Annotated in this window: 22 protein-coding genes; 8 read left to right on the forward strand and 14 right to left on the reverse strand. The window is 32.5% G+C overall.

Translation table 11 applies throughout. The features are described 5' to 3' along the window. Positions 1-85: 85 nt before the first annotated feature. Positions 86-265: a hypothetical protein gene (locus OS188_RS05315; RefSeq protein ID WP_267147792.1), complete on the reverse strand. Its 180-nt coding sequence runs from the start codon at positions 263-265 to the stop codon at positions 86-88. Between the two features lie 66 nt (positions 266-331). Then, positions 332-1,657, reverse strand: a complete 1,326-nt coding sequence (locus tag OS188_RS05320; RefSeq protein WP_267147793.1) for an APC family permease — start codon at positions 1,655-1,657, stop codon at positions 332-334. A gap of 172 nt (positions 1,658-1,829) precedes the next feature. Here OS188_RS05320 and fumC point away from each other — a divergent pair, with 172 nt between their 5' ends. The 3 genes from fumC to hutI all read left to right on the forward strand — a co-directional run bounded on the left by fumC (position 1,830) and on the right by hutI (position 6,050). Next, positions 1,830-3,227, forward strand: a complete 1,398-nt coding sequence (fumC, locus tag OS188_RS05325) for a class II fumarate hydratase (RefSeq protein ID WP_267147794.1) — start codon at positions 1,830-1,832, stop codon at positions 3,225-3,227. A 51-nt stretch (positions 3,228-3,278) separates the two neighbouring features. Further along, the gene (locus tag OS188_RS05330; protein WP_267147795.1) at positions 3,279-4,715 is read left to right on the forward strand and encodes a T9SS type A sorting domain-containing protein; all 1,437 of its coding nucleotides are present in this window, start codon (positions 3,279-3,281) and stop codon (positions 4,713-4,715) included. Between the two features lie 99 nt (positions 4,716-4,814). Beyond that, entirely contained in the window at positions 4,815-6,050 is a 1,236-nt protein-coding gene (gene hutI, locus OS188_RS05335; RefSeq protein WP_267147796.1) for an imidazolonepropionase, read from the forward strand. Between the two features lie 143 nt (positions 6,051-6,193). On the opposite strand, the gene OS188_RS05340 is transcribed toward hutI, so the two are convergent. Then, a complete protein-coding gene (locus OS188_RS05340; RefSeq protein WP_267147797.1) occupies positions 6,194-7,075 on the reverse strand; it encodes a DUF8428 domain-containing protein in 882 nt (293 codons plus the stop codon). Between the two features lie 88 nt (positions 7,076-7,163). On the opposite strand from OS188_RS05340, the gene OS188_RS05345 reads away from it, so the two are divergent. Both OS188_RS05345 and OS188_RS05350 read left to right on the forward strand, forming a co-directional pair. Beyond that, positions 7,164-8,186 (forward strand): formimidoylglutamase, encoded by a 1,023-nt coding sequence (locus OS188_RS05345; protein WP_267147798.1) that lies wholly within the window; start codon positions 7,164-7,166, stop codon positions 8,184-8,186. Continuing rightward, entirely contained in the window at positions 8,176-8,640 is a 465-nt protein-coding gene (locus OS188_RS05350) for a GNAT family N-acetyltransferase (RefSeq protein ID WP_267147799.1), read from the forward strand. Before OS188_RS05345 ends, OS188_RS05350 begins: the two co-directional genes overlap by 11 nt. Positions 8,641-8,694: 54 nt before the next feature. Here OS188_RS05350 and OS188_RS05355 read toward each other — a convergent pair whose 3' ends face one another. Continuing rightward, the gene (locus OS188_RS05355; protein WP_267147800.1) at positions 8,695-10,326 is read right to left on the reverse strand and encodes an isocitrate lyase; all 1,632 of its coding nucleotides are present in this window, start codon (positions 10,324-10,326) and stop codon (positions 8,695-8,697) included. 72 nt (positions 10,327-10,398) lie between these two features. Continuing rightward, the gene (gene aceB / locus OS188_RS05360) at positions 10,399-11,997 is read right to left on the reverse strand and encodes a malate synthase A (RefSeq protein WP_267147801.1); all 1,599 of its coding nucleotides are present in this window, start codon (positions 11,995-11,997) and stop codon (positions 10,399-10,401) included. A 120-nt stretch (positions 11,998-12,117) separates the two neighbouring features. On the opposite strand from aceB, the gene OS188_RS05365 reads away from it, so the two are divergent. Together OS188_RS05365 and OS188_RS05370 are read left to right on the forward strand one after the other, a co-directional pair. Further along, on the forward strand, positions 12,118-13,593 hold the full coding sequence (locus tag OS188_RS05365; protein WP_267147802.1) for a helix-turn-helix domain-containing protein: 1,476 nt from the start codon (positions 12,118-12,120) through the stop codon (positions 13,591-13,593). Between the two features lie 192 nt (positions 13,594-13,785). Next, positions 13,786-14,028 (forward strand): hypothetical protein, encoded by a 243-nt coding sequence (locus tag OS188_RS05370; RefSeq protein ID WP_267147803.1) that lies wholly within the window; start codon positions 13,786-13,788, stop codon positions 14,026-14,028. Positions 14,029-14,268: 240 nt separating this feature from the next. Here the strand turns inward: OS188_RS05370 and ettA are convergent, their stop codons facing one another. The 7 genes from ettA to OS188_RS05405 all read right to left on the reverse strand — a co-directional run bounded on the left by ettA (position 14,269) and on the right by OS188_RS05405 (position 18,943). After that, entirely contained in the window at positions 14,269-15,960 is a 1,692-nt protein-coding gene (ettA, locus tag OS188_RS05375; RefSeq protein ID WP_267147804.1) for an energy-dependent translational throttle protein EttA, read from the reverse strand. Positions 15,961-16,029: 69 nt separating this feature from the next. Next, entirely contained in the window at positions 16,030-16,212 is a 183-nt protein-coding gene (locus OS188_RS05380) for a CAL67264 family membrane protein (protein ID WP_007651202.1), read from the reverse strand. Positions 16,213-16,312: 100 nt separating this feature from the next. Then, entirely contained in the window at positions 16,313-17,032 is a 720-nt protein-coding gene (locus OS188_RS05385; RefSeq protein ID WP_267147805.1) for a pirin family protein, read from the reverse strand. 161 nt (positions 17,033-17,193) lie between these two features. Then, positions 17,194-17,631: a MarR family winged helix-turn-helix transcriptional regulator gene (locus tag OS188_RS05390; protein WP_267147806.1), complete on the reverse strand. Its 438-nt coding sequence runs from the start codon at positions 17,629-17,631 to the stop codon at positions 17,194-17,196. Between the two features lie 137 nt (positions 17,632-17,768). Continuing rightward, positions 17,769-18,053, reverse strand: coding sequence for a GNAT family N-acetyltransferase (locus OS188_RS05395; RefSeq protein ID WP_267147807.1), 285 nt, complete (start codon positions 18,051-18,053; stop codon positions 17,769-17,771). Between the two features lies 1 nt (position 18,054). Next, positions 18,055-18,585, reverse strand: a complete 531-nt coding sequence (locus OS188_RS05400) for an NADPH-dependent FMN reductase (protein ID WP_267147808.1) — start codon at positions 18,583-18,585, stop codon at positions 18,055-18,057. Between the two features lies 1 nt (position 18,586). Beyond that, complete coding sequence (locus OS188_RS05405; RefSeq protein WP_267147809.1) at positions 18,587-18,943, reverse strand: DoxX family protein; 357 nt, start codon at positions 18,941-18,943, stop codon at positions 18,587-18,589. A 144-nt stretch (positions 18,944-19,087) separates the two neighbouring features. Here OS188_RS05405 and OS188_RS05410 point away from each other — a divergent pair, with 144 nt between their 5' ends. Continuing rightward, complete coding sequence (locus OS188_RS05410; RefSeq protein WP_267147810.1) at positions 19,088-20,716, forward strand: acyl-CoA carboxylase subunit beta; 1,629 nt, start codon at positions 19,088-19,090, stop codon at positions 20,714-20,716. A 169-nt stretch (positions 20,717-20,885) separates the two neighbouring features. Here OS188_RS05410 and OS188_RS05415 read toward each other — a convergent pair whose 3' ends face one another. Both OS188_RS05415 and OS188_RS05420 read right to left on the reverse strand, forming a co-directional pair. Beyond that, on the reverse strand, positions 20,886-21,962 hold the full coding sequence (locus OS188_RS05415) for an AMP-binding protein (RefSeq protein WP_267147811.1): 1,077 nt from the start codon (positions 21,960-21,962) through the stop codon (positions 20,886-20,888). Between the two features lie 5 nt (positions 21,963-21,967). Then, entirely contained in the window at positions 21,968-22,966 is a 999-nt protein-coding gene (locus OS188_RS05420; RefSeq protein WP_267147812.1) for a CPBP family intramembrane glutamic endopeptidase, read from the reverse strand. Positions 22,967-22,968 lie beyond the last annotated feature (2 nt).

A 22,968-nucleotide genomic window follows, 5' to 3' on the forward strand; every position in this document is an offset into this window, starting at 1 on the left:
TTTGATAAATATAAAGTTCGAACAAAAAAAAACGTCTAAAAATTTCTTTTTAGACGTTTTTTATATATTATAAAAGTAAAGCTAATTAACTATTTAATTCGCGTTTTGCTTTCTTTTCTTCTTTCATCTCTTTCATACGTTCCATTAATGCTCCTCCAACCCAATAAGGGATTACAAAAGTCATTAAAAAAATCATCAACCAAAAACCAATAGTTAATATGGTTAAAAATGCTAAAAATCCTAAATACTGGTCAAAATCGAACATAATAAAAATCTTTTTTATATAATAAGACAAATATACATGAAATGATGATTTTAAACAATAGCAAGTTTAAGATTTATTAACATTCTTATTAAGATTTTTTCTAGCCTCCTGTTTCTTAAAAAGATACTCCATAACAAAACAACTAATTATAATGCTCAAAATAACAATTACCCCTACCATATTAGAGTTAAACTGCTGAATTATTAAAGTAACAAAAGCAACAGAACACATAAAAAAACCCAGCAGAGGAATTATCTTCTTTGCTTTTACTTTTTTAGACAATTTAAAAGCCACATAATTTACAATTGCAAAAATGAGTAGAAACCCTGCGCTTCCAGCTGTAGAAATACTTTCAAGCTTTAAAACATTTGCTATTAATAAAGTTAATACGGCAGTAATCATCAAACCTATTGGTTGGTTCCATAATTGACTTGTTAAATGGTGAGGTAATTCATCATCCTCGGCTAATTCAAAACTAACCCGGCTACCTCCATAAAGTGAAGCATTAATAGCTGAGAAGGTAGAAATTAAGGCAGCTATGGTAATTATAGTAAATCCAATTTTTCCCAACATCGGTTTAGCTGCTTCGGCCAGAACATAATCTTCGGCTTTAGCTATTTCCTTAAATGGTAAAGAGCCAACTGTTACTATGGCAATTACAACATATAAAAATACCACAAACCACACAGAGTAATTATAAGCCTTTGGTATGTTTTTATCAGGATTTACAATATCGGGTGCTGCATTAGCTATTAGTTCAAAACCTTCATAAGCCACAAAAATTACCATACCTCCAGTTAACAATAACAATGGGCTTTCCCAATTAGATATAGCCAATTGTTCTGTATTTGGATTCCCAAACAAGCCATAAACTCCAACCAGAACAAAACCTAACAAAATAATCAACTTTATCACCACCGCATAGGCTTCTATTTTGCTAACTACCTCTACACTATAATAATTGATAATTGTTGCTAAAATAATAATACCTGATAAGTAAATATGAAAATCTATTGAAGCATCTCCTGTTAAACTAAATAAATTTGGAGCATAAGATCCAAAAGCAGAAGCATAAAGGGATAGCATAATAATATAGCTTACCCATAATAAATTATTGATGGCTCCACTAAAAACAGTTTTTCCAAAACCTTGATTGATAAATTTTACGGTTCCACCACGATCTGGAAATGCTAAGGAAAGTTTAGAATAGCTGTAAGCCGTTAAACTAGCTATTATTCCAGCAAAGAAAAAAGCAATTGGCGTACCTCCTTGAGCTAAAGAAACAGCTAAGCCAAGAACTGCAAAAATACCTCCTCCTACCATGCCACCAATTCCAATAGACATAGCTTCTAACAAGCTAATTTTATCTTTAATTTTAGATGAGTTTCCCATTTATTAGAGTTGTTAGTTTAAAATAAAAGTATTGTATTTTAACTCTGAATCAAAAAACTAAGACTATTTTATTTAAAATATGAAGACTGCTTTCTTACAAATAACCAACTAAGTACTAACTAAATTAGGTATAAAATCGTAATTTTGTAATTCATTAAATATTTTACAAATCATGACTTTTAGAATAGAAAAAGATACTATGGGCGAGGTTAAGGTACCAGCCGATAAACTTTGGGGAGCACAAACAGAACGCTCTAGAAATAACTTTAAAATTGGAGCTCATGCTTCAATGCCTTTAGAAATAATTTATGGCTTTGCTTATTTAAAAAAAGCAGCTGCATTTACTAACTGCGAATTAGGTGTACTTTCTGAAGAAAAACGTGACTTAATAGCACAAGTATGTGAGGAAATTTTAGAAGGAAAGCACGATGATCAATTTCCATTAGTTATCTGGCAAACTGGTTCTGGAACTCAAAGCAACATGAATGTCAACGAGGTGGTAGCAAACAGAGCGCATCAAATTGTTGGTAAGGTTATTGGCGAAGGAGAAAAAACCATTCAGCCTAATGATGATGTTAATAAGTCGCAATCTTCAAATGACACCTTTCCGACAGGAATGCACATTGCAGCTTACAAAAAAATTGTAGAAACTACGATTCCTGGAATTATAAAATTAAGAAATACACTTCATAATAAATCACTTGAATTTAAAAATGTTGTAAAAATTGGAAGAACCCATTTAATGGATGCAACGCCTTTAACTTTAGGTCAGGAATTTTCTGGATATGTATCTCAATTAGATCATGGTTTAAGAGCTTTAGAAAACACACTTCCACATTTAGCAGAACTAGCTTTAGGAGGAACTGCCGTTGGAACTGGATTAAACACTCCAGATGGCTATGATGTTTTGGTTGCAGAGTACATTGCAAAATTTACAAACCTTCCTTTTATAACTGCCGAAAACAAATTTGAAGCCCTAGCTGCTCATGATGCTTTTGTAGAAACACATGGAGCCTTAAAGCAACTTGCTGTTTCTTTAAATAAAATTGCAAACGATATTAGAATGATGGCTTCTGGACCACGTTCTGGAATTGGTGAAATAATTATTCCAGCTAATGAGCCAGGAAGTTCCATTATGCCAGGAAAAGTAAATCCAACACAATGTGAAGCCTTAACCATGGTTTGTGCACAAGTAATGGGGAACGATGTAGCGGTTACTGTTGGTGGTACTCAAGGTCAATATGAACTTAATGTTTTTAAACCAATGATGGCTGCAAACTTACTTCAATCTGCTCAATTAATAGGAGACGCCTGTGTGAGCTTTGAAGAGCATTGTGCTGAAGGTATAGAGCCAAACTATCAGGTTATTGAACAATTATTAAACAATTCTTTAATGTTGGTTACTGCTTTAAACACCAAAATAGGTTATTATAAAGCTGCCGAAATAGCAAATACAGCACATAAAAATGGAACTACTTTAAAAGAAGAAGCTATAAATTTAGGTTATGTATCTGCAGAAGACTATGACGAATGGGTAAAACCAGAAAATATGGTTGGAAAAATAAAGTAGTTTTTAAATAAAATGAAATCAATATATTAGCACTAACTAATCAATTAAATTATGAAAAAACTTATACTCTTTATGGGGCTATCCTTTTACATTGGAAATTCGATAGCTCAAACTACCTTTACAAAAAGTATTATTGACCCAAGTACAAGTGCAAAGCCATATGCCGTTTCTACTTCAGATTTTAACAATGATGGTTTTTTAGACATAGCCATAGGAACATACAATGGAAGTCAAGTTATCTGGTATAAAAATAATGGCGACACTACTTTCGCCTCTGGAATTGCGCTTACTGCCACAGGAGCAAATGCACTATCTTATATTGAAAGTATAACAACAGCTGATTTAAATGGTGATGGCCATAATGATATTTTAGCAACTGGTTCATACAACGATAATTTGGTTTGGTTTGAGAACAATGGGGACGAAACCTTTCAATCTGCTGTATTAATAGCAACAGGAATTGCCGGAGCCGGCGCCGTAAAAGTCGCTAATATTGATAACGACCCTGATGGCAACTTAGATATTATTGTTACTGCATATACATCTAATTCTGTAGTCTACTTTTTAGGAAATGGCGATGGCACTTTTGATAGTGTACGCACTTTGGCGCAAGGAGCTTCTGGTAGTGGACCAGCAACCTTTGACGTTGCGGACTTTGATGGAGATGGGGATTTAGATGTAGTTGTTGGCTTTACTGGAAATGGAGACATTAAACTATACGATAATAAGTTTGTTCCAGATGGACTTGATGGTTCTGGAAATGTACCGTTTGAAGTTTATACAAACAATGTAGATTCTGCAAATGGATGGTTATGGTCAGTTATTTTTGGAGATATCAATAACGATGGAAATCTAGAAATTGTAAAATCAGATTCTGAACCAACAGGAGGTAATCCAACTATTTCGTGGTTTACAAACGATACAAGCGGTACAGAAACAGCTTTTACTAGAACAATAGTTTCAACTAGCTTTCCACATGGAGGAGCTATAACTGTTGCAGATTTAAATAATGATGGCTACAACGATTTACTTGTTGGAAACAGTTATGCCAGTGGGGTTGACCTAATTTGGTTTGAAGGTAATGAATCCGGAAGTTTAGGCAGTGAAAATGTTATTGACGATTCAACGGGTTCTATTTTTTCAATGGTTGCCGAAGACATGGATAATGATGGCGACATAGATATTACAGGAATTAGTTATCTTCAAAACAGTTTATTTACTTTTATAAATAACACTCCTACCATAGGTATTACAGAATTTACTAACAACGGACTTAGTATATACCCAAACCCAACCTCAAACAAAATTCACTTTAAAGGATTAAATTCAGAATCTGAAAATGTATCTGTTTATGATGTTTTAGGAAAATTAGTACTAAGTAATACATTAATTTCTAATGAACCTTTAGACGTTTCAAAACTTCAAAAAGGTGTTTATATTTTAAAGTTGGAGAACGCTAATACAAGCTACAAATTTGTAAAAGAATAATTCTATTACAACTAATAAACTACGAAAACGCCATCATTTTATTGATGGCGTTTTTTATTATTAGAAAAAATTACGGAACTTTGAAAAAAACATAATATTTTGTCACTACTCATAAAAAACATCAAAGAATTACTTCAAGTTAGAGATTCAAACATTTCTGTAATAAAAGGAAAGGAAATGAAAATACTACCAAGTATTAAAAATGCCTACCTTTTAATTGATCACGATACTATTGTGGATTATGGATCTATGGACGACATCCTGGATCTAACTGCAGAAGAAGAAATTGATGCTTCAGGAAAAATAGTATTACCTACCTGGTGCGATTCTCATACACATATAGTTTACGCTGGAAACAGAGAACAGGAGTTTGTAGATAGAATCAATGGTTTAAGTTATGAAGACATAGCTAATCGTGGAGGTGGAATTTTAAACTCTGCCGAAAAACTTCAAAACACCAGCGAAGAAGAACTCTATACTCAATCTGCCCATCGTTTAAGAAACGTTATAAAATTAGGGACAGGAGCCATTGAAATAAAATCTGGATATGGATTAACTGTAGAAGCAGAACTAAAAATGTTACGAGTTATAAAAAGACTTAAAAAAGAATTTCCTGTAAAAGTTAGAGCCACTTTGCTGGCTGCACATGCGGTTCCTAAAGAGTTTAAAAATAATAAATCTGGATTTGTAGATTTAGTGGTAAACAAAATGATTCCTGAAGTTGCCAAAGAAAAGCTGGCAACTTATATTGATGTGTTTTGCGAAAAAGGTTATTTCGACTTAGAAGATACCGAGCGTATTTTAAAAGCAGGTTTAGAACATGGCTTAGTACCAAAAATTCATGTTAATCAATTTAATGCCTTTGGAGGTATTGGCGTAGGTGTTAAATATCAAGCTCTTTCTGTAGATCATCTGGAAGAATTAAATCAAAACGATATTGAAGCTTTAAAAGGGAGTCAAACCATGCCTGTTGCTTTACCATCTTGCTCTTATTTTTTAAGCATTCCTTATACAAAGGGAAGAGAACTTATAGATGCCGGACTACCATTGGCTTTGGCAACAGATTATAACCCAGGTTCTACACCAAGTGGTAATATGAATTTTGTAATAAGTACTGCGTGTATTAAAATGAAACTTACTCCAGAAGAAGCTATAAATGCAGCTACTCTAAATGGTGCTTATGCTATGGGAATAGAAAATATGTATGGAAGTATTACTAAAGGAAAAAAAGCGAATCTTATTATTACAAAAGAAGTTCCTAGCTACGGTTTTCTACCTTATGCATTTGGAGACAACCATATAGATCAAGTAATAATAAATGGGCAAATTATATAAAAATCATATATATTCTAATCCAGACATATCTAATTAACTTCTAAATTTGAGAGTAACTTAATCCCATAAAAAAACCCGAAAGCCTAAACTTTCGGGTTCTTGTCATTATTAGCTCTATGGATATTGACTAATTATAACAATTTTTATTTTAAAGTGAATTCTGAAGTTGATACTAAATCTTTTTCATTAAATACATTTACAGTATAACGTCCTTTTTCAAATCCATCTTCTCTAGGATTTACAAACTCACAGATATTTAAGTTAGCATTTTCGTAATTAAATTTACTTACCAAACTGTAATTAAGTGTTTTTTCACCAAACTGAATTTGCTCATTAACACCTAGAGTATTATTATTCGGATCGATAACCTGTACATATAATTCTTGATCCCCAGCTTCTGCTAAAGCATTTTTAGCCACTGTATAACAAACTCTAATTTTGTCCGAACGTCGTGCTCTTTCAGTAGGAATTAATTTCCCTGAAGATCTTTCAATAACTCCAAATCCTTTTAAACCAACAGTTGTTAGAGCAGCTGCATTTTCAACAACATCTGCTAAAGCTGTGTTTTGTACCATCAAAGAATCTGTAAAACTAGTACGCTCTTCCAATCTCACTCTTGTACTATCTAAAGATGTAGCCAATAAAGAGTTTTCAATTTTTAATTTGTCATTTTCAGTTAATAGAACGTCCATTTCCTTTTGAAGCGATAAATATTTCGATTTATATCTCCATAAACTTTTTACATTTGTTTCAGAAATCTGTAAAGAATCCATTAACCCTTGAATACGTGCCTTCGCTTCAACTAAATTTTCATTTGCAACCTCGTTATCAGCTATAACTATATCGTACTGCTTAGCCATATTGCTAAGATCTTTCATTACTAACTCCTTTTCTTGGATTAACTGAGCCTCTGTTTCTTTCTTTTCTTTTAAAAGACCAAACGAGTAAAATGCTGCTCCTAAAAACAACACTACAGCAATACCTAATGCTACTTTTAAACCTGTATTATTAGTTTTATTTTCCATTTTTGTTTAAGTTTCTTATTATTAAATTAGTTTTAGTTTAAATTATTTAAAAAATGTAATTTTAGCTTCTTAAATAGTTAATTTCAATATGGACAACAATCTTACTTTATTCAACGCTAGCAAATTAAAACAGCTCCTAAATAAAAGACCGGGTGAATCCAAATTTGGGGAACAGATAAAAACCCTTAACGACATTTCTAATATATACGAAGATCTTAAAACTTTAGACGTCGAATATGTTATTCTCGGCCTCCCAGAAGATGTAGGTGTATTCGCCAACTACGGAAATACGGGGACTTCAACCGCTTGGGGGGCAGCCATTAAAATTTTGTTAAATATACAAAGTAATACGTTTACACATGCAAATAAAGTATTGATTTTAGGGCATCTTAATTTCGAAAAAGTAATGAGTAAATTATCTAAACTCAATCAAACCAAAACGAAAGATATCCAGAAAGCAAGAAAATTAGTTGCTAAAATAGATACTGAAGTTTCTAATGTTATTTATCAGATTGTAAAAGCAGGCAAAAAGCCAATTATTATTGGAGGTGGACATAATAATGCTTATGGAAATATAAAAGGAACTTCCTTAGCTTTAAATTCACGTATAAATGTGGTTAATTTTGATGCACATACAGATTTTAGAAAAGAAGAAGGCAGACATAGTGGAAATGGCTTTAAATACGCTTATTCTGAAGGATTCTTAAAAAAGTATTTTGTCTTTGGACTTCATAAAAATTACACTTCTAAAGATATTTTTAAAGCTCTTGATGAAAATAAGAACTTAGACTACAATACTTTTGAAGCAATAAAAGTTAGAAAAGAAATTAATTTAAAAAATGAAATGCTGCGAGCTCGTGATCATGTTTCTGAAAACTCTTTCGGAATTGAAATTGATTGCGATGCCATTCAAAACATACCCAGTAGCGCCATGACTCCAAGTGGTTTTTCTGTAAATGAAACCAGGCAATTTGTTTCATATTTTGGCGCTGATAAAAATGCTGCTTATTTACACATTTGCGAAGCTGCACCAACCACAGAAACAGAAACTCAAGTTGGAAAATTAATTACTTATTTAATAACCGATTTTATTAGAGCTAATGCAAATTGAAATTATTCCCTTTAATAAAATCTATTCTAAAGATTTTTACATTTTAAATATCGAATGGCTAAAAAAATATTTTTATGTAGAACCCTTTGATGAAGAAGTTTTAAGTAATCCCGAGAAATATATCATTGATAAAGGAGGGTTTATATTTTTTGTCTTATTAAACAATCAAGCCATAGGTACTGTGGCTTTAATGCCAATTCAAGAAAAAGGTACTTTTGAACTCACAAAAATGGCTGTTTCGCCAAAATATCGCGGACAAAATATAGGACAAAAATTGATGCAGCACTGTTTAGATTTTGCAAAAGAACAGGAGTTTAAAAGGCTTCTCCTCTATTCTAGTACAAAATTAGAAAATGCCATTTATATTTATAGAAAGTTTGGGTTTGTTGAAGTTCCTGTTGAAGAAAATTGTACTTATGCTCGATGTGATATTAAAATGGAATATCCTTTATAAAAAAAAAAGACGTTTCAAATTAATGAAACGTCTTTTTTTTACTCCATTCAGTCTTTAAGCAACCACACTTAATGTCTCTTTAACTTTAGTGGTCTCTGTATTTATCTCAAATTGATTGGAAGTGTTTTTTTCACCTCCTGCCTTTAAAGCTTTATCTCCAGTAAAAAATGTTTTATGAGCATCCCCTAAATCTGAACCTGCCATGCGTTGGTGTTTAACACAAGCAACACCTTTCCGGATTTCTTGTCTTTGAACTCCTTGCACATAAGCTAACATCCCTTTATCTCCAAAGTATCCTTCGGTAAGATTATTCATATCTAATGCTGTGGTATGATACGTTGGCAAGGTTATTAAATGGTGAAAAATACCTGCATCTCTTGCGCCATCTGTTTGAAATGTTCTAATTTTTTCGTCTGCCAAAATGCAAAGTTCTGAGTTGTCATACTTCGCATCCATTAAATTATTTTTATCGTAGTTGGATACATCTTTTCCTTGTTCTAACATCTCATCATAAACTTGATTTCGGAAGTTTAATGTCCAATTAAAAGAAGGTGAATTATTGTAAACCAATTTAGCATTTGGAGCAACTTTTTTAATTCTGTTCACCATATGTGCAATTTGCTTCACATTTGGAGTAGGTGTTTCAATCCATAAAAGATCGGCTCCATTTTGAAGACTGGTAATACAATCCAACACCACCCGATCAATATTCGATCCGTTTTTAAATTTATATAAACCATTGGCTAGCCTTACTGGTCTTACCAATTTACCTTCTCTTTTAAGAAGAACATCGTCTTCTTTAGCCTGACCAATAGTAATTTCTTCAGCTTCAACAAAAGCTAAATACTGAGAAGCTAAGTCGCCAGGTTCCTGACTTACCGGCAATTTCTGAGTTAAACCAGCACCTTCAGAGTCTGTTCTAGCCACTATAACTCCGTCTTCTACTCCCAGCTCTAAAAAAGCATATCTAATGGCATTTAATTTGGCAATATAATCTTCGTGAGGTACAGTTACTTTCCCATCTTGATGACCACATTGCTTGGCATCGGATACTTGATTTTCAATCTGAATAGCACAAGCGCCAGCTTCAATCATTTTTTTACTCAGTAAATACGTGGCTTCTTCATTTCCAAAACCAGCATCTATATCTGCAATAATAGGAACTATATGAGTTTCATAATTATCAATTTGATCTTGTACATCTTCTCCATTTTCCAGCCTTTTAAACAAATCGTTTAATTCAATAGCATCTGCCTGACGTAAAAAATCGTAAATCTCTTTTATTAACGCTGGTACAGCTGTTTTTTCGTGCATTGATTGATCTGGTAAAGGACCAAATTCCGAACGTAATGCAGCTACCATCCACCCTGAAAGATACAAATACTTTTTAGCAGTTGTTTTATGATGCTTTTTAACGGCTATCATTTTTTGTTGAGCCACAAAACCATGCCAACAACCTAAAGACTGTGTATACTTAGATGAATCTGCATCATACTCCGCCATGTCTTTTCTCATGATGGCTGCTGTGTATTTAGCGATGTCTATTCCTGTTTTAAATTGGTTTTGAGTAAGCATTCTAGCTGCATTTTCCGGACTTATGGAATTCCATGATGTGCCATACTTTTCTTTGAGATTTCTTACGGTCTGCAAGGCAGAACTGTAATTTGTTTGTGCTAAATTTTTCATACTTTTGCTTTAGGTTATTATTTATTAATAATTGAATCCTGTTGAGTGTTCGCGCATTCGCAGGATTTTTTTTTATAGATATTGATAAGCTGATTCTGTTAAAAATTCTTCAAACCTATCCGACAAAACTAACTTATCAAATAGTTTTATAGCTAAGTCGAATTTGGTGTTTTCAATATTTTGCTCACCAACTTCTTTTATAATTTTTTCAACTTCTTCATCAAAAATGAACATATAAAGTTCTATATTAAATTTTCTACCATCTTCCAGAATCACTTCATTTTTAAGCCATTGCCAAATTTGAGTTCGTGATATTTCAGCCGTTGCAGCATCTTCCATTAAATTATATAAGGCAACCGCACCATAACCACGCAACCAAGCTTCCAAATATAGAATGGCCACATTAATATTTTTTCTAATTCCATCTTCTGTTACCGTTCCAATTGGTAATTCAAGTAAATCTTCTTTAGAAACTTTTACATCTTCTTTCTTTATATGAATTTGATTTTTGGTAGGCATATATTTATCAAACTCTTGTAAAGCAATGTTAATCAAAGCGGGATGAGCAACCCAAGTACCATCATGCCCATTCTTAACTTCTCGCTCTTTGTCTGCTCTCACTTTTTCTAAGGCAATAATATTTGCATACTCATCATTTTTAATAGGAATTTGTGCCGCCATCCCTCCTATGGCATGAATGCCTCTTTTATGGCAACGCTGTATTACTAATTTAGAATAAGCATCCATAAAAGGAGATGTCATAGTAACCTGGTCTCTAGTGGGAACAGTAAAATTGGCGTGATTTCTAAACTTTTTGATATATGAAAAAATATAATCCCATCTTCCACAGTTTAATCCTACAATATGATTTTTCAACTCGTATATAATTTCATCTAACTGAAAACTAGCAGTTATAGTTTCAACCAAAACAGTTGCTTTAAACGTTCCTTTTGAAACATTTAAATAGTCTTGAGCAAATTCAAAAACCATATTCCACCAACGCGCTTCCAGGTAATGTTCTAATTTTGGAAGATAGAAATACGGAGCTGTATCATTTTCTAATAGTGTTTTCGTGTTATGAAACACATATAAACCAAAGTCCAATAAGCTAGCAGAAACTTGCTTATCGCCAACCAAAAGGTGTTTATCATTTAAATGTAAGCCTCTTGGACGAACCAATAAAACAGCAGGATCTGAATGTAAATGATACTCTTTTTTATTTTTTTTATTGATAAAAGAAATCGTCTTTCTATTGGCGTCTATCAGGTTTTGCTGGCCTTCCATAATATTCTGCCAAGAAGGCGCTGTACTATCTTCAAAATCTGCCATAAAGGTTTTTGCTCCAGAATTTAAAGCGTTAATTACCATTTTTCTATCTACTGGCCCGGTTATTTCCACTCTTCTATCTAACAAATCTTTTGGAATAGAGCCTGCAACCCAATTAGATTCTCTAATTTCTTTAGTTTCTAATGGAAAATCCGGGAAAACACCTTTATCGAAGTTTAGCTGTTGTTGCTTTCTTGCCTCTAATAAATCTAACCTGCTTTTATTAAACTTATCGTGTAAAGCCAAAATGAACTCTTGAGCTTCTTCTGATAAAATTTCCGGATAAAAATTAGTTACTTGATTTGAGAATTGAAGTTTAGACTTACTTAATACTGTGTTTTCCATGTTGTTATTGTTTTCTGTTTACAATGATAAAACAAACATTTTAAAAAAACAAGCGAACGTTCGCTAAAAATAAATATTCGCAAAAACAATAAGTTCGCAAAAAAACTTATCTTTGCTTATATGGAGGAAGAATATATTAAGCTTATTTTTGGTTTAAAGTTAAAGCAGAAGCGGACTGAGAAGAATTTATCTCTTTTTGGTTTATCTAAACTTTCAGGCTTATCAAAATCTTATTTAAATGAAATAGAAAAAGGAAAAAAATATCCAAAACCTGATAAAATAGCAATTTTATCAGAGAAGTTGGATGTTCCTTACGATCAAATGGTTTCTTTAAAATTAGATAAAAACTTAGCTCCAATTGGAGACGTACTTCAGTCTAAAATCCTCAAGGAAATCCCTCTTGAACTCTTCGGAATAAAAGAAAGCAACCTTATTGATATTATTTCGAACGCACCAGCAAAAGTGAATGCATTTATAAGTACCATTATTGAAATAGCACAAAACTACAACTTTAGTCGCGAGAGTTTTTATTTGGCTTCTGTCCGTTCTTTTCAGGAAGCAAATAACAATTATTTTGAGGACATAGAACAAAGTGTTATTAAATTTTCGAAAGCTTATCAAGTAGATTTAACCAAGCCCATTTCGTCTAAAGAATTAGAAGACATATTGGTTGAAGAGTATGGTTACACCTTAAATGAAACAGAATTAAATAAGCATCATGCCTTAGATAATTTACGATCGGTATTTGTACCTAAAACAAAAACATTATTACTCGCAAGTAACATAGACGATGCTCAGAAAGCCTTCATATTTGCCAAAGAAATTGCTTATAATTATTTAGAATTTAAAGAACGTTTATATACCTTTTCTTGGATAAAATTTGAGAATTTCGATCAAGTACTGAACAATTTTTATGCTTCCTATTTTGCTGGAGCCTTACTATTACCACGAGCTATTATTACAGAAAAGCTAAATCAATTATTCAGTAAAAAAGCGTTTGATGAGAAATTTTTTCTAGATATCATTAACTCTTTTAATGCTTCTCCGGAATCGTTTTATCAGCGCTTAACAAATATTTTACCCAAAGATTTCAATATTCAAAATCTATTCTTTTTACGCTTTACACATCGTTCTGGAACAGAAAGGTTTCATCTTAAAAAAGAGTTGCATTTATCGCATCAGCATTCCCCACATGCCAACGAAACTAATGAGCATTATTGTAGACGCTGGATATCTTTAAAGGTTTTAAAAGACATCAGTAAAAGCAATAAAGAACATATATTCGATATGCAAATTTCTAATTATCCTGATGATAATATAGATTATCTAGTCTTATCGTCTGCAACCAGAGATCCTTTTAGAGAAGAACATTTTAGAAGTATTAGTGTAGGCCTATTAATTGACAAACAACTAAAAAGAAAATTACGTTTTCTAGAATCTCCAAAAATAAAAAGTTCACAAGTTGGAGTTACTTGCGAGCGTTGTGCCATTTCTAATTGCGAAGTAAGACAAGCACCTGCTATTAGATTAGAAAACAAAGCTAAAAACAAACAAATTGAATCAATAGTTGACGAATTAAAAAATAAATTTGGTTAATTTTAAAAGGTACTATTTTCTTACAATTATTTTAGTCTTTGAAAAGCCCAAATTCTTTTGTACTTATAGAAAGCACGAATATTAAGTGAGTATTTAAAATACAAAATTAAACTCTTAGACTTTTAATAACTAGTTGTTTAGTTAATAAAATTGTTTATATTTGATTAGCTATTAACCAAATCGAGTACCTACATGTTAGAATTTGCACTATTTCCCAAAGTTCTGTTTGTGTCTTTATTAGAACAAACTAGTATTGTTACAGCCTTATTTATAACTGTTGTATTCTTTTTAATTTTATTAATTTTAGGATGGAGAAAGTCCTATTTATTAAAAAAAGAAAGCGATAAATTAAATAAAACATTTTCATTAGATTCGGACGAAAACAAAAAATCATATAGAGATTTTACTGAAGGGCATCTATATGATAATAACTAATATAGCAGTATTCGTCTATCCCCCGTATTTTTAATATTGTGTATAAGTCTTAACTTTTATTCCTAAAAAACTTCTTTACACGCTACCACTAAAAAAGCAATGGCTTAAAGCCAATAAGGAGTATGATAAAAAAAATAATTCTGGACATTTATAGGACAACAGCTATAAAAATCTGACAAATATATTAACTAAAAAGCCTCGAAAAATCGAGGCTTTTTTAATACTATTCTTTCAAAAAAGTTATCTAACTAACTTTCTGTATTTAATTCGTTTTGGCATTAAATCGCCACCAAGACGTTGTTTTTTATTTTCTTCGTAATCACTAAAGCTACCTTCAAAGAAGTAAACTTCAGAGTTTCCTTCAAAAGCCAAAATATGGGTACAAATTCTATCTAAAAACCATCTGTCGTGAGAAATTACTACGGCACAACCAGCAAAATTTTCTAAACCTTCTTCCAAAGCTCTTAAGGTGTTTACATCCAAATCGTTTGTTGGCTCATCCAAAAGCAATACGTTTCCTTCTTCTTTAAGAGTCATTGCTAAATGCAGCCTGTTTCTTTCTCCTCCAGATAACATATTTACCTTTTTATTCTGCTCGCTACCACTAAAGTTGAAACGACTTAAATAAGCACGAGAATTCACCTGCTTCCCACCCATCATTATCAACTCTTGCTCATCGCTAAAGTTTTGCCAGATCGTTTTTTCAGGATCAATATTAGAATGTGACTGATCTACATAAGCAATTTTAGCAGTTTCACCCACTTTAAATTCGCCTTTGTCTGGGGTTTCTTCTCCCATAATCATTCTAAAAATAGTTGTTTTACCGGCTCCGTTTGGACCAATAATTCCAACTATCCCCGCTTGTGGTAAATTGAAGTTTAAGTTATCGTATAACAATTTATCGTCGTAACCTTTACTTACCCCAATAGCTTCAATGACATTGGTTCCCAAACGCGGGCCATTAGGAATATAGATTTCTAGTTTTTCGTCTAACTGTTTTTGGTCCTGACTTAATAATTTATCGTAATTCTTTAAACGTGCTTTCTGCTTGGTTTGTCTACCTTTAGCTCCTTGTTTAACCCACTCTAACTCTCGCTCTAAGGTTTTCTGACGTTTAGAGGCTGCTTTCCCTTCTTGCGCCATACGCTTAGATTTCTGGTCTAGCCATGAAGAGTAATTTCCTTTCCAAGGAATACCTTCTCCTCTATCTAATTCTAAAATCCATCCTGCAACATTATCTAAGAAATATCTATCGTGTGTTACCGCAATTACAGTTCCTTTATATTGTGCTAAATGATGCTCTAACCAATGTACAGATTCGGCATCCAAGTGGTTGGTAGGCTCATCTAATAATAAAACATCAGGTTCTTGTAATAACAATCTACATAAGGCTACACGACGTTTTTCACCTCCTGAAAGCACACTAATTTTCTTATCGCCATCTGGAGTTCTTAACGCATCCATGGCTATCTCTAATTTGGTATCTAACTCCCAAGCATCTGAAGCATCAATCTGATCTTGCAAAACAGCTTGTCTGTTCATTAATTTCTCCATTTTATCTGGATCGCTATAAACTTCTTCCAAACCAAACATATCGTTAATTTTATTGTACTCTTCAAGAATAGCAACCGTTTCTGCTGCTCCTTCTTTTACAATTTCCATAACGGTTTTATCGTTGTCTAGTTGTGGCTCTTGCTCAAGATAACCCACGGTATAACCTGGAGAAAAAACGACATCGCCTTGATAATTTTTATCAATACCTGCAATAATTTTTAATAAAGTAGATTTACCAGAACCGTTAAGTCCTAAAATTCCAATTTTTGCACCATAAAAGAAACTTAAATAAATGTTCTTTAATACAGGTGTATTTGCACTCTGATAGGTTTTGGTTAAACCAGACATCGAGAAAATTACTTTTTTATCGTCGCTCATTTTTATAAATAAGTTTAAATTGTTAAATGAATATTGAAAATGTGGCTCTAATTGCCAACTGAATACTAATTACACTCTTCCTTTAAGTGCATTAAAAACCCAGGCTACGGCAAAAAACCCAATTCCTACAGCAGCAAACCCCCATCCTGCAACATCATCATATCTAAATGCTCCTAAAGCAATTAATGCTAATCCTACAAAAATCATAATCCAAGTTGCCCAAGCTAAAACGGTATTTTTATTCATTGCCATTATATCTGTAAATTTATTGTTAGTAGAAATGCAAATATCGGGATTTAAAACTATAAAAGCACTCCTAAAGATGCTTTTTCATAATTTGAAGGTTGAGTCATTATTTCATAGGAACTTCTATCAAGAGTAAGCCTGAATCATCATTTGCTGTAACCGAGAAAGTTTCTGTTTCTGAAATTCCTATGGCATCCCGGGCTTCTAGGATGGTATTTTCAATAGTCACCTCTCCAAAAATATTCATAATATAAACACCATGAACGTCACTTTTTAGAGTATAACTGAAATTCTTATCTCTATCTAAATCAATCCTTGAAATTATGGCATCTTGATGAATTTTTAAGCTACCTTCATGAGATTCATCAATAGAAGTGACTAATATTTGAAGTTTATTTTTTCTATCTGTTTCTAGAAATGATTTCTGCCCATAACGTGGTTCCACATTATGTTTATTAGGAATAATCCAAATCTGAAACAAACTCAAATGCTTTTCTATTGAGCCATTAATCTCAGAATGTTGTACACCAGTTCCGGCGCTCATAACCTGCACTTCGCTAGGAAGGACTTGTTGCCAATCTTGATGCATATTATCCCGATGTTTTAACACACCACTTAATGGAATTGTAATAATCTCCATATTTTCATGTGGATGAGTTCCGAAACCCATTTTTGGAGCTACAACATCGTCGTTTAAAACACGTAAAGCTCCAAATTGCATTTTATCTTTATCGAAATAATTAGCAAAACTAAACGAATGGTTTGCTTGAAGCCATCCGTGATTTGCAAAACCTCTATCTACTGCTTTATGTAATACTATTTTCATCTTTAATCCCCACAAAAGTGGCTCTCTCTTATTTAAGTTATTTATTATTCTCAGCCATATTTAATCTGGGCTAAGTGTAAAATTTAAAGGTTGTTTTTTTGCAGTTATGAAGACTTGTTTTTTTATCACCTTTTAATATTTCTGTTTTAACTAGAATGAATTCATCTCATTTTATCTAACAAATCACTTAATTGCTCTGCTTCGTCTTCTGTGATGTTTTTTAATAAATCCTTATTAAAATCAACTGAAATTGATTCTATAAGCTGCTTGCCTCTGTTTGTTAATTTAATAAAAACCACACGTCTATCATCTGCACATGGAAAGCGTTCAATAAAATCTTTCGCGATTAACTTATCCATTAACCTTGTTGTATTTGGCGAACGATCAATCATGCGTTCTTTAATAGTTTGCACTTTTAATGCTTTACCTGCTCCATTCAATATTCGTAAAACATTATATTGCTGAGGAGAAATTCCGAAGGGTTTAAAAAAGTCGTTCTGAAAACTAGAAATCCAATTGGCAGTATATAATATATTAATCAAAGCCTTCACTTTGGCACTGTCAAATTTTGAATTGATATCTTTAGATAAATCTCCCATATTTAAAAATAATTTACAAAAAGTTTAATTACGTCTAAAATATGACTAGATAACTGATATTTGGAATCTTGAGCATAACTTATACTTGCACACGCAATCATAAATATTAACAAAAAATTCTTGATTTTCATTTTAGTTTATTTTATAACATCTTGATATTCATCTTTTTTCTTCTCCAAAATAGCTTTGGCGTAAGAACAAGTAGGAGCAGCTTTTAAATTGTTCTTTCTCATAAAACTGACCGCCTCATCTATAAGCTTATATCCCATTCCTTGACCCTTTAATGCCTCTTTTACTTCTGTATGGTCTATATCGATGGTGTTATCATCAATATATTTATAAGTCATTTCTGCTTCTTCCTTTTGGTCTATTTCAATAAAAAACTTACCATTTTTACCGTTATCTATATGTTTAATTTCCATATTAAATTGATTTTTTAAATAATTCTACTTGTTGTTTTAATTCCCTATCAAGATTTGCATCTGTTATTTTACCATCAGAAAAGTTGGTTTCAAAAAGTGGTAATGAAAAATCTGCAACTATCTGAGCATTGTGTTTGGGGAATCTATCTTTTGCCATAGCCAAAACAGATAATCCTCCTCTTCCTCCTGTAGATGTAGCCATCAGTAACATTGGTTTGCCAAAAAATAATTTTCCTTCTTTTCGAGACATCCAATCAAATAAATTTTTAAAAACAGAAGAGTATGCACCATTGTGCTCTGCCAATGAAATTATAATACCGTCTGCACTTTTTATTGCTTCCAATAGTTTTTTAGCATTCTCGGGAAATCCAATCTTGGCCTCCAGATCTACTCCAAATAACGGAACATCAAAATCGTTTAAATCTAAAACTTTGGCTTCTACATTATCTACTAAAGAAGAAGCGTATGTTACCAATTGTTTATTTATAGATTGTTTGCTGTTACTACCTGCAAATGCAATAATTTTTTTCATATTAAGCTTGCGTTTTTTTGTTAAAAATATAAGAGACAATTAATAAAACTAATGCTAATAATGCCGATATATGCTCCCCATCATTAATCATAAAATGTGCAAAAAAGGCTAAAATAAATGCAAAAAAGAAACCTGCATAAGCCCATTCTTTTATAATATTAAAATTTGGATTCCAAATAACAAATATGCCTACCAACTTAATAACAGCATATGGGTAAATAATATAAGTTGGGTAACCAAAGCTCGTAAACATTTGTGCTACTTCTTCATAATTAAAAAAGTACATTCCGGCTGAAAATAATATCAATACAGTTAAAAGACCAGTTGCTACGTAATAGATAATCTTATTCTTTTTCATAATTCTATTTTAGTTTAGAGTTGCAAATGTACATAAAACATCTATATATTCCTAGGAAACTAATTCCATGTAAAGTTATTTAACAAAATATTCGCTTTTAAACCATGTTCTTCTTTTGTAAATTCGTGGCAAATAATTATTTCTATGGATATCAACTTCAACAAAAACGAAGATTATAATAAGCTTTTAGTTTCAGATTTAAAAAAGCGTTTTGCTCAAGTAAAACTTGGTGGCGGCGAAAAAAATATTGAAAAACATCATGCAAAAGGCAAAATGACTGCTAGAGAACGCATAGATTATCTTTTAGACGCTAAAAGAGATAGCATAGAAATAGCTGCTTTTGCCGGAGAAGATATGTACGAAGAACATGGTGGCTGCCCTTCTGGAGGTGTAGTTGTTAAAATTGGATACATTAAAGGAAAACAATGTATGGTTGTGGCTAACGATGCCACAGTAAAAGCTGGTGCCTGGTTTCCAATTACCGGAAAGAAGAATTTACGTGCTCAGGAAATAGCTATAGAGAACAGATTGCCAATTATATATTTAGTTGATTCTGCTGGTGTGTATTTACCAATGCAAGACGAAATTTTTCCAGATAAAGAACATTTCGGACGTATTTTTAGAAATAATGCCATTATGAGCAGTTTAGGAATTACACAAATTGCTGCTGTTATGGGAAGTTGTGTAGCTGGTGGTGCTTATTTACCAATTATGAGCGACGAAGCCATGATAGTTGATAAAACAGGAAGTATCTTTTTAGCAGGAAGTTATTTGGTTAAAGCTGCCATTGGTGAAACTATCGACAATGAAACTCTTGGAGGTGCTACAACACATTGTGAAATTTCTGGTGTTACAGACTATAAAGCAAAAGACGATAAAGATGCTTTAGATAGAATTAAAAGTGTAGTTGATAAAATTGGCGATTTTGATAAAGCAGGTTATAACAGAGCCGATGCTAAGAAACCAAAGGAAAAGCAAGAAGATATTTACGGAATTTTACCTAAATCGAGAGCAGATCAATATGATATGTATGAAATTATCAAACGTTTAGTTGATAATTCTGAGTTCGATGAATATAAAGCTGGATACGGAAAGACCATAATTACAGCCTATGCCAGAATTGATGGTTGGGCTGTTGGTATTGTAGCAAATCAGAGAAAATTAGTGAAAACCAAAAAAGGCGAAATGCAGTTTGGGGGTGTTATTTATAACGATAGCGCAGATAAAGCCACGAGGTTTATTGCTAATTGTAATCAGAAGAAAATTCCTTTAGTCTTTTTACAGGATGTTACTGGTTTTATGGTTGGATCTAAAAGTGAACATGGTGGAATTATTAAAGATGGTGCCAAAATGGTAAATGCTGTAAGTAATTCTGTGGTGCCAAAATTTACCATTATATTAGGAAATAGCTATGGCGCAGGAAACTATGCCATGTGTGGAAAAGCTTACGATCCAAGATTGATTGTAGCATGGCCAAGTGCCGAATTGGCTGTAATGAGCGGAAATTCTGCAGCAAAAGTATTATTACAAATTGAAACAGCTTCTCTTAAAAAGAAAGGCGAAGTCATTACTAAAGAGAAAGAAGAAGAGTTATTTAATAAAATTAAAGATAGATACGACAAGCAGGTGTCTCCTTATTATGCGGCTTCCAGAATCTGGACAGATGCTATTATAGATCCTTTAGATACTAGAAAATGGATTAGTATGGGAATTGAAGCAGCCAACCACGCTCCTATTGAAAAAAAGTTTAACTTAGGAGTTATTCAAGTTTAAATTATTTCGTTTTTTGAATATTAGCAACGGATTATCTAAAACCTTAGAAGTGATTTAATTAGGAGAATTTTCTTTTAAACCCTTGTAACTTTCAAGGTTTTTTGTTTTCTATTACATTTTATGAATATGAAAACATCTAACAGATTAATAGTTATAAAATAAGCATAATTTAGTTATTAATGGCAGCTATTGTTTGTAAACGCTGAATTTTACCAGATGTGGTTTCACTAAATTTCGAAACTGTGTAGATTTTCTTTGGTTTTTCGTATGCATCTAAGTCTTTAAAAACTGTGTTCGATAAGTCATTCTTAACCGCTTCCAAAACAAGAATTAGTTTCTCACCAAGTTTGTCATCTTCTTCCGAAGCTATAAAAAACCTATTTGAAATTTTTCCTTTTAATTTTTCCTCTATCTGCTCAGGAAAGAACTTAATACCACCGGAATTTATCACATTATCAAATCTTCCTAACCATTCAAAAGTTTTTTCTGAATGTAGCTTTACTACATCATTGGTGGTAATTTTTTCTTTAGAAAGTTTTGGTGCTTCAATAACTAAGCATTCTCTTTCATCTTGAGAAATATGAATACTTGGTAATACTTCATAATAAGTATTAGAAACACTTTCCGAATTAGTAAAGTTGTTTAATTTTTTTATGGCAATATGCGTGATAGTTTCAGTCATGCCATAAGTTGCGTATACCTTAGTCTGCAAAGGCTGAAGTTGATCTATAAGCTCAGACGACATGGGGGCTCCACCAACAATAAGCGTTTTTATATGAGTTAGTTTTTTTAAATTCTGCTGCACTTGCATGGGAATCATAGCAGCAAAATGGTAGTGTTTCTTAGAACTAAAATTTAAAGTAGTTCCCGGTTCAATAACATCTACTTGTAAGCCTAAAATAATGGCTCTAACCAACATCATTTTCCCAGCAATAAATTGCGTAGGTAAACAATGTAAAGCTCTATCTTTTGGTTTTAAACCAAAATAATTTCCTGTAGCTATGGCAGAATATACCATGGCTTGCTTTTTAATTTTAATGATTTTTGGTTTCCCTGTTGTTCCAGATGTTTTAGATTTTATATAATCTTTTGCATCCAACCAATCGGCTAAAAAATCGCCTAATGCCTTTTCTGAGGGACTTCCTTCTTTAATAAAGCTGTACGCAACTTCCTTTAACTCATCGCGATTATAGGACTTATTATTTAACTTAAAGTGATTGTGGACTTTATCGTAAGTAGGAATCATAAGTATTAATCTATGTTATTGTTTTCTTCAATGATAGAGTCTTCAATTCCTATTTCTGAAATAAGAGATTCTTTTAATGGAGCTTCAACGGGACCAACTAATTTATCTTTCCAATTAGACCAGTTATATTTTTTTGAAAAAATAAACAACAACAGAGGAAACACAATAAAAACAGGCACAAAGATTTCAGAGAAAGCAGCTGTAGTTGGTTCAGACATATCTTTTAAAACCGAATGTGTTTGGAATGCCGTCCAATCTGCCGTAACCAGTAAAGCCGTAAACAAGTTATTTGCAGCATGAAAACCAAGCGCAAGCTCCATTCCTTCGTCCATTAAAGTCATTATTCCCAAAAACAAACCTGTTCCTATATAATAGACCATAATAACATTTCCTAATTTGTCTACTTCAGGATTTGCAATATGTAACATTCCAAAAACAACAGACGTAGTAAGTAATGGCACCCATTTATTTTTTGCTAAAACACCAATTCCTTGCATTAAATAACCTCTAAATAGATATTCTTCAAAACTTGTTTGTAAAGGAACTAATACAACGGCTATAACACATAAAATAATAAATGGCTGCATTTTAAAATTTACTACATAATCTTCCGGAGTTAAATAGTAATCAAGAAAAATAAATCCAGAGCTTACCACACCCCAAAGTATAAAGGCAAACCAGATACGTTTCCAATCTATTTTACTCCTGGCTGTAGTTAAGGATGTAATACTTTGTTTATGAAGAAGTCTTACTACCAAAAACAATCCAACTAACCCAAAAGCAAAAGAGAGTAGCATTAAAAATAGATTTAAATTTGGCTCCAACATGGTCATCATTTTCGTTTCATCCAAACCAAAAACACTTTCACCATCGTTCATGGCTTTCATAAAAACAGCCACTGTAAACGGAATTTGTCCGATTACCACAGCAATAACAATTAAAACTATTCCAACTAAATATCTCCACCAATCGTGTAAGACGTTAAAAGCTTGAGCTATATACATAG

The sequence above is a fragment of the Xanthomarina sp. F1114 genome (genome assembly GCF_026410255.1).
Taxonomy (GTDB): domain Bacteria; phylum Bacteroidota; class Bacteroidia; order Flavobacteriales; family Flavobacteriaceae; genus Xanthomarina.

Coding starts and splice junctions, on each gene's coding strand:
- OS188_RS05315 (WP_267147792.1), bottom strand. CDS start 265: ATGTTCGATTTTGACCAGTATTTAGGATTTTTAGCATTTTTAACCATA.
- OS188_RS05320 (WP_267147793.1), bottom strand. CDS start 1,657: ATGGGAAACTCATCTAAAATTAAAGATAAAATTAGCTTGTTAGAAGCT.
- fumC (WP_267147794.1), top strand. CDS start 1,830: ATGACTTTTAGAATAGAAAAAGATACTATGGGCGAGGTTAAGGTACCA.
- OS188_RS05330 (WP_267147795.1), top strand. CDS start 3,279: ATGAAAAAACTTATACTCTTTATGGGGCTATCCTTTTACATTGGAAAT.
- OS188_RS05340 (WP_267147797.1), bottom strand. CDS start 7,075: ATGGAAAATAAAACTAATAATACAGGTTTAAAAGTAGCATTAGGTATT.
- OS188_RS05345 (WP_267147798.1), top strand. CDS start 7,164: ATGGACAACAATCTTACTTTATTCAACGCTAGCAAATTAAAACAGCTC.
- OS188_RS05350 (WP_267147799.1), top strand. CDS start 8,176: ATGCAAATTGAAATTATTCCCTTTAATAAAATCTATTCTAAAGATTTT.
- OS188_RS05355 (WP_267147800.1), bottom strand. CDS start 10,326: ATGAAAAATTTAGCACAAACAAATTACAGTTCTGCCTTGCAGACCGTA.
- aceB (WP_267147801.1), bottom strand. CDS start 11,997: ATGGAAAACACAGTATTAAGTAAGTCTAAACTTCAATTCTCAAATCAA.
- OS188_RS05365 (WP_267147802.1), top strand. CDS start 12,118: ATGGAGGAAGAATATATTAAGCTTATTTTTGGTTTAAAGTTAAAGCAG.
- OS188_RS05370 (WP_267147803.1), top strand. CDS start 13,786: ATGTTAGAATTTGCACTATTTCCCAAAGTTCTGTTTGTGTCTTTATTA.
- ettA (WP_267147804.1), bottom strand. CDS start 15,960: ATGAGCGACGATAAAAAAGTAATTTTCTCGATGTCTGGTTTAACCAAA.
- OS188_RS05380 (WP_007651202.1), bottom strand. CDS start 16,212: ATGGCAATGAATAAAAATACCGTTTTAGCTTGGGCAACTTGGATTATG.
- OS188_RS05385 (WP_267147805.1), bottom strand. CDS start 17,032: ATGAAAATAGTATTACATAAAGCAGTAGATAGAGGTTTTGCAAATCAC.
- OS188_RS05390 (WP_267147806.1), bottom strand. CDS start 17,631: ATGGGAGATTTATCTAAAGATATCAATTCAAAATTTGACAGTGCCAAA.
- OS188_RS05395 (WP_267147807.1), bottom strand. CDS start 18,053: ATGGAAATTAAACATATAGATAACGGTAAAAATGGTAAGTTTTTTATT.
- OS188_RS05400 (WP_267147808.1), bottom strand. CDS start 18,585: ATGAAAAAAATTATTGCATTTGCAGGTAGTAACAGCAAACAATCTATA.
- OS188_RS05405 (WP_267147809.1), bottom strand. CDS start 18,943: ATGAAAAAGAATAAGATTATCTATTACGTAGCAACTGGTCTTTTAACT.
- OS188_RS05410 (WP_267147810.1), top strand. CDS start 19,088: ATGGATATCAACTTCAACAAAAACGAAGATTATAATAAGCTTTTAGTT.
- OS188_RS05415 (WP_267147811.1), bottom strand. CDS start 21,962: ATGATTCCTACTTACGATAAAGTCCACAATCACTTTAAGTTAAATAAT.
- OS188_RS05420 (WP_267147812.1), bottom strand. CDS start 22,966: ATGTATATAGCTCAAGCTTTTAACGTCTTACACGATTGGTGGAGATAT.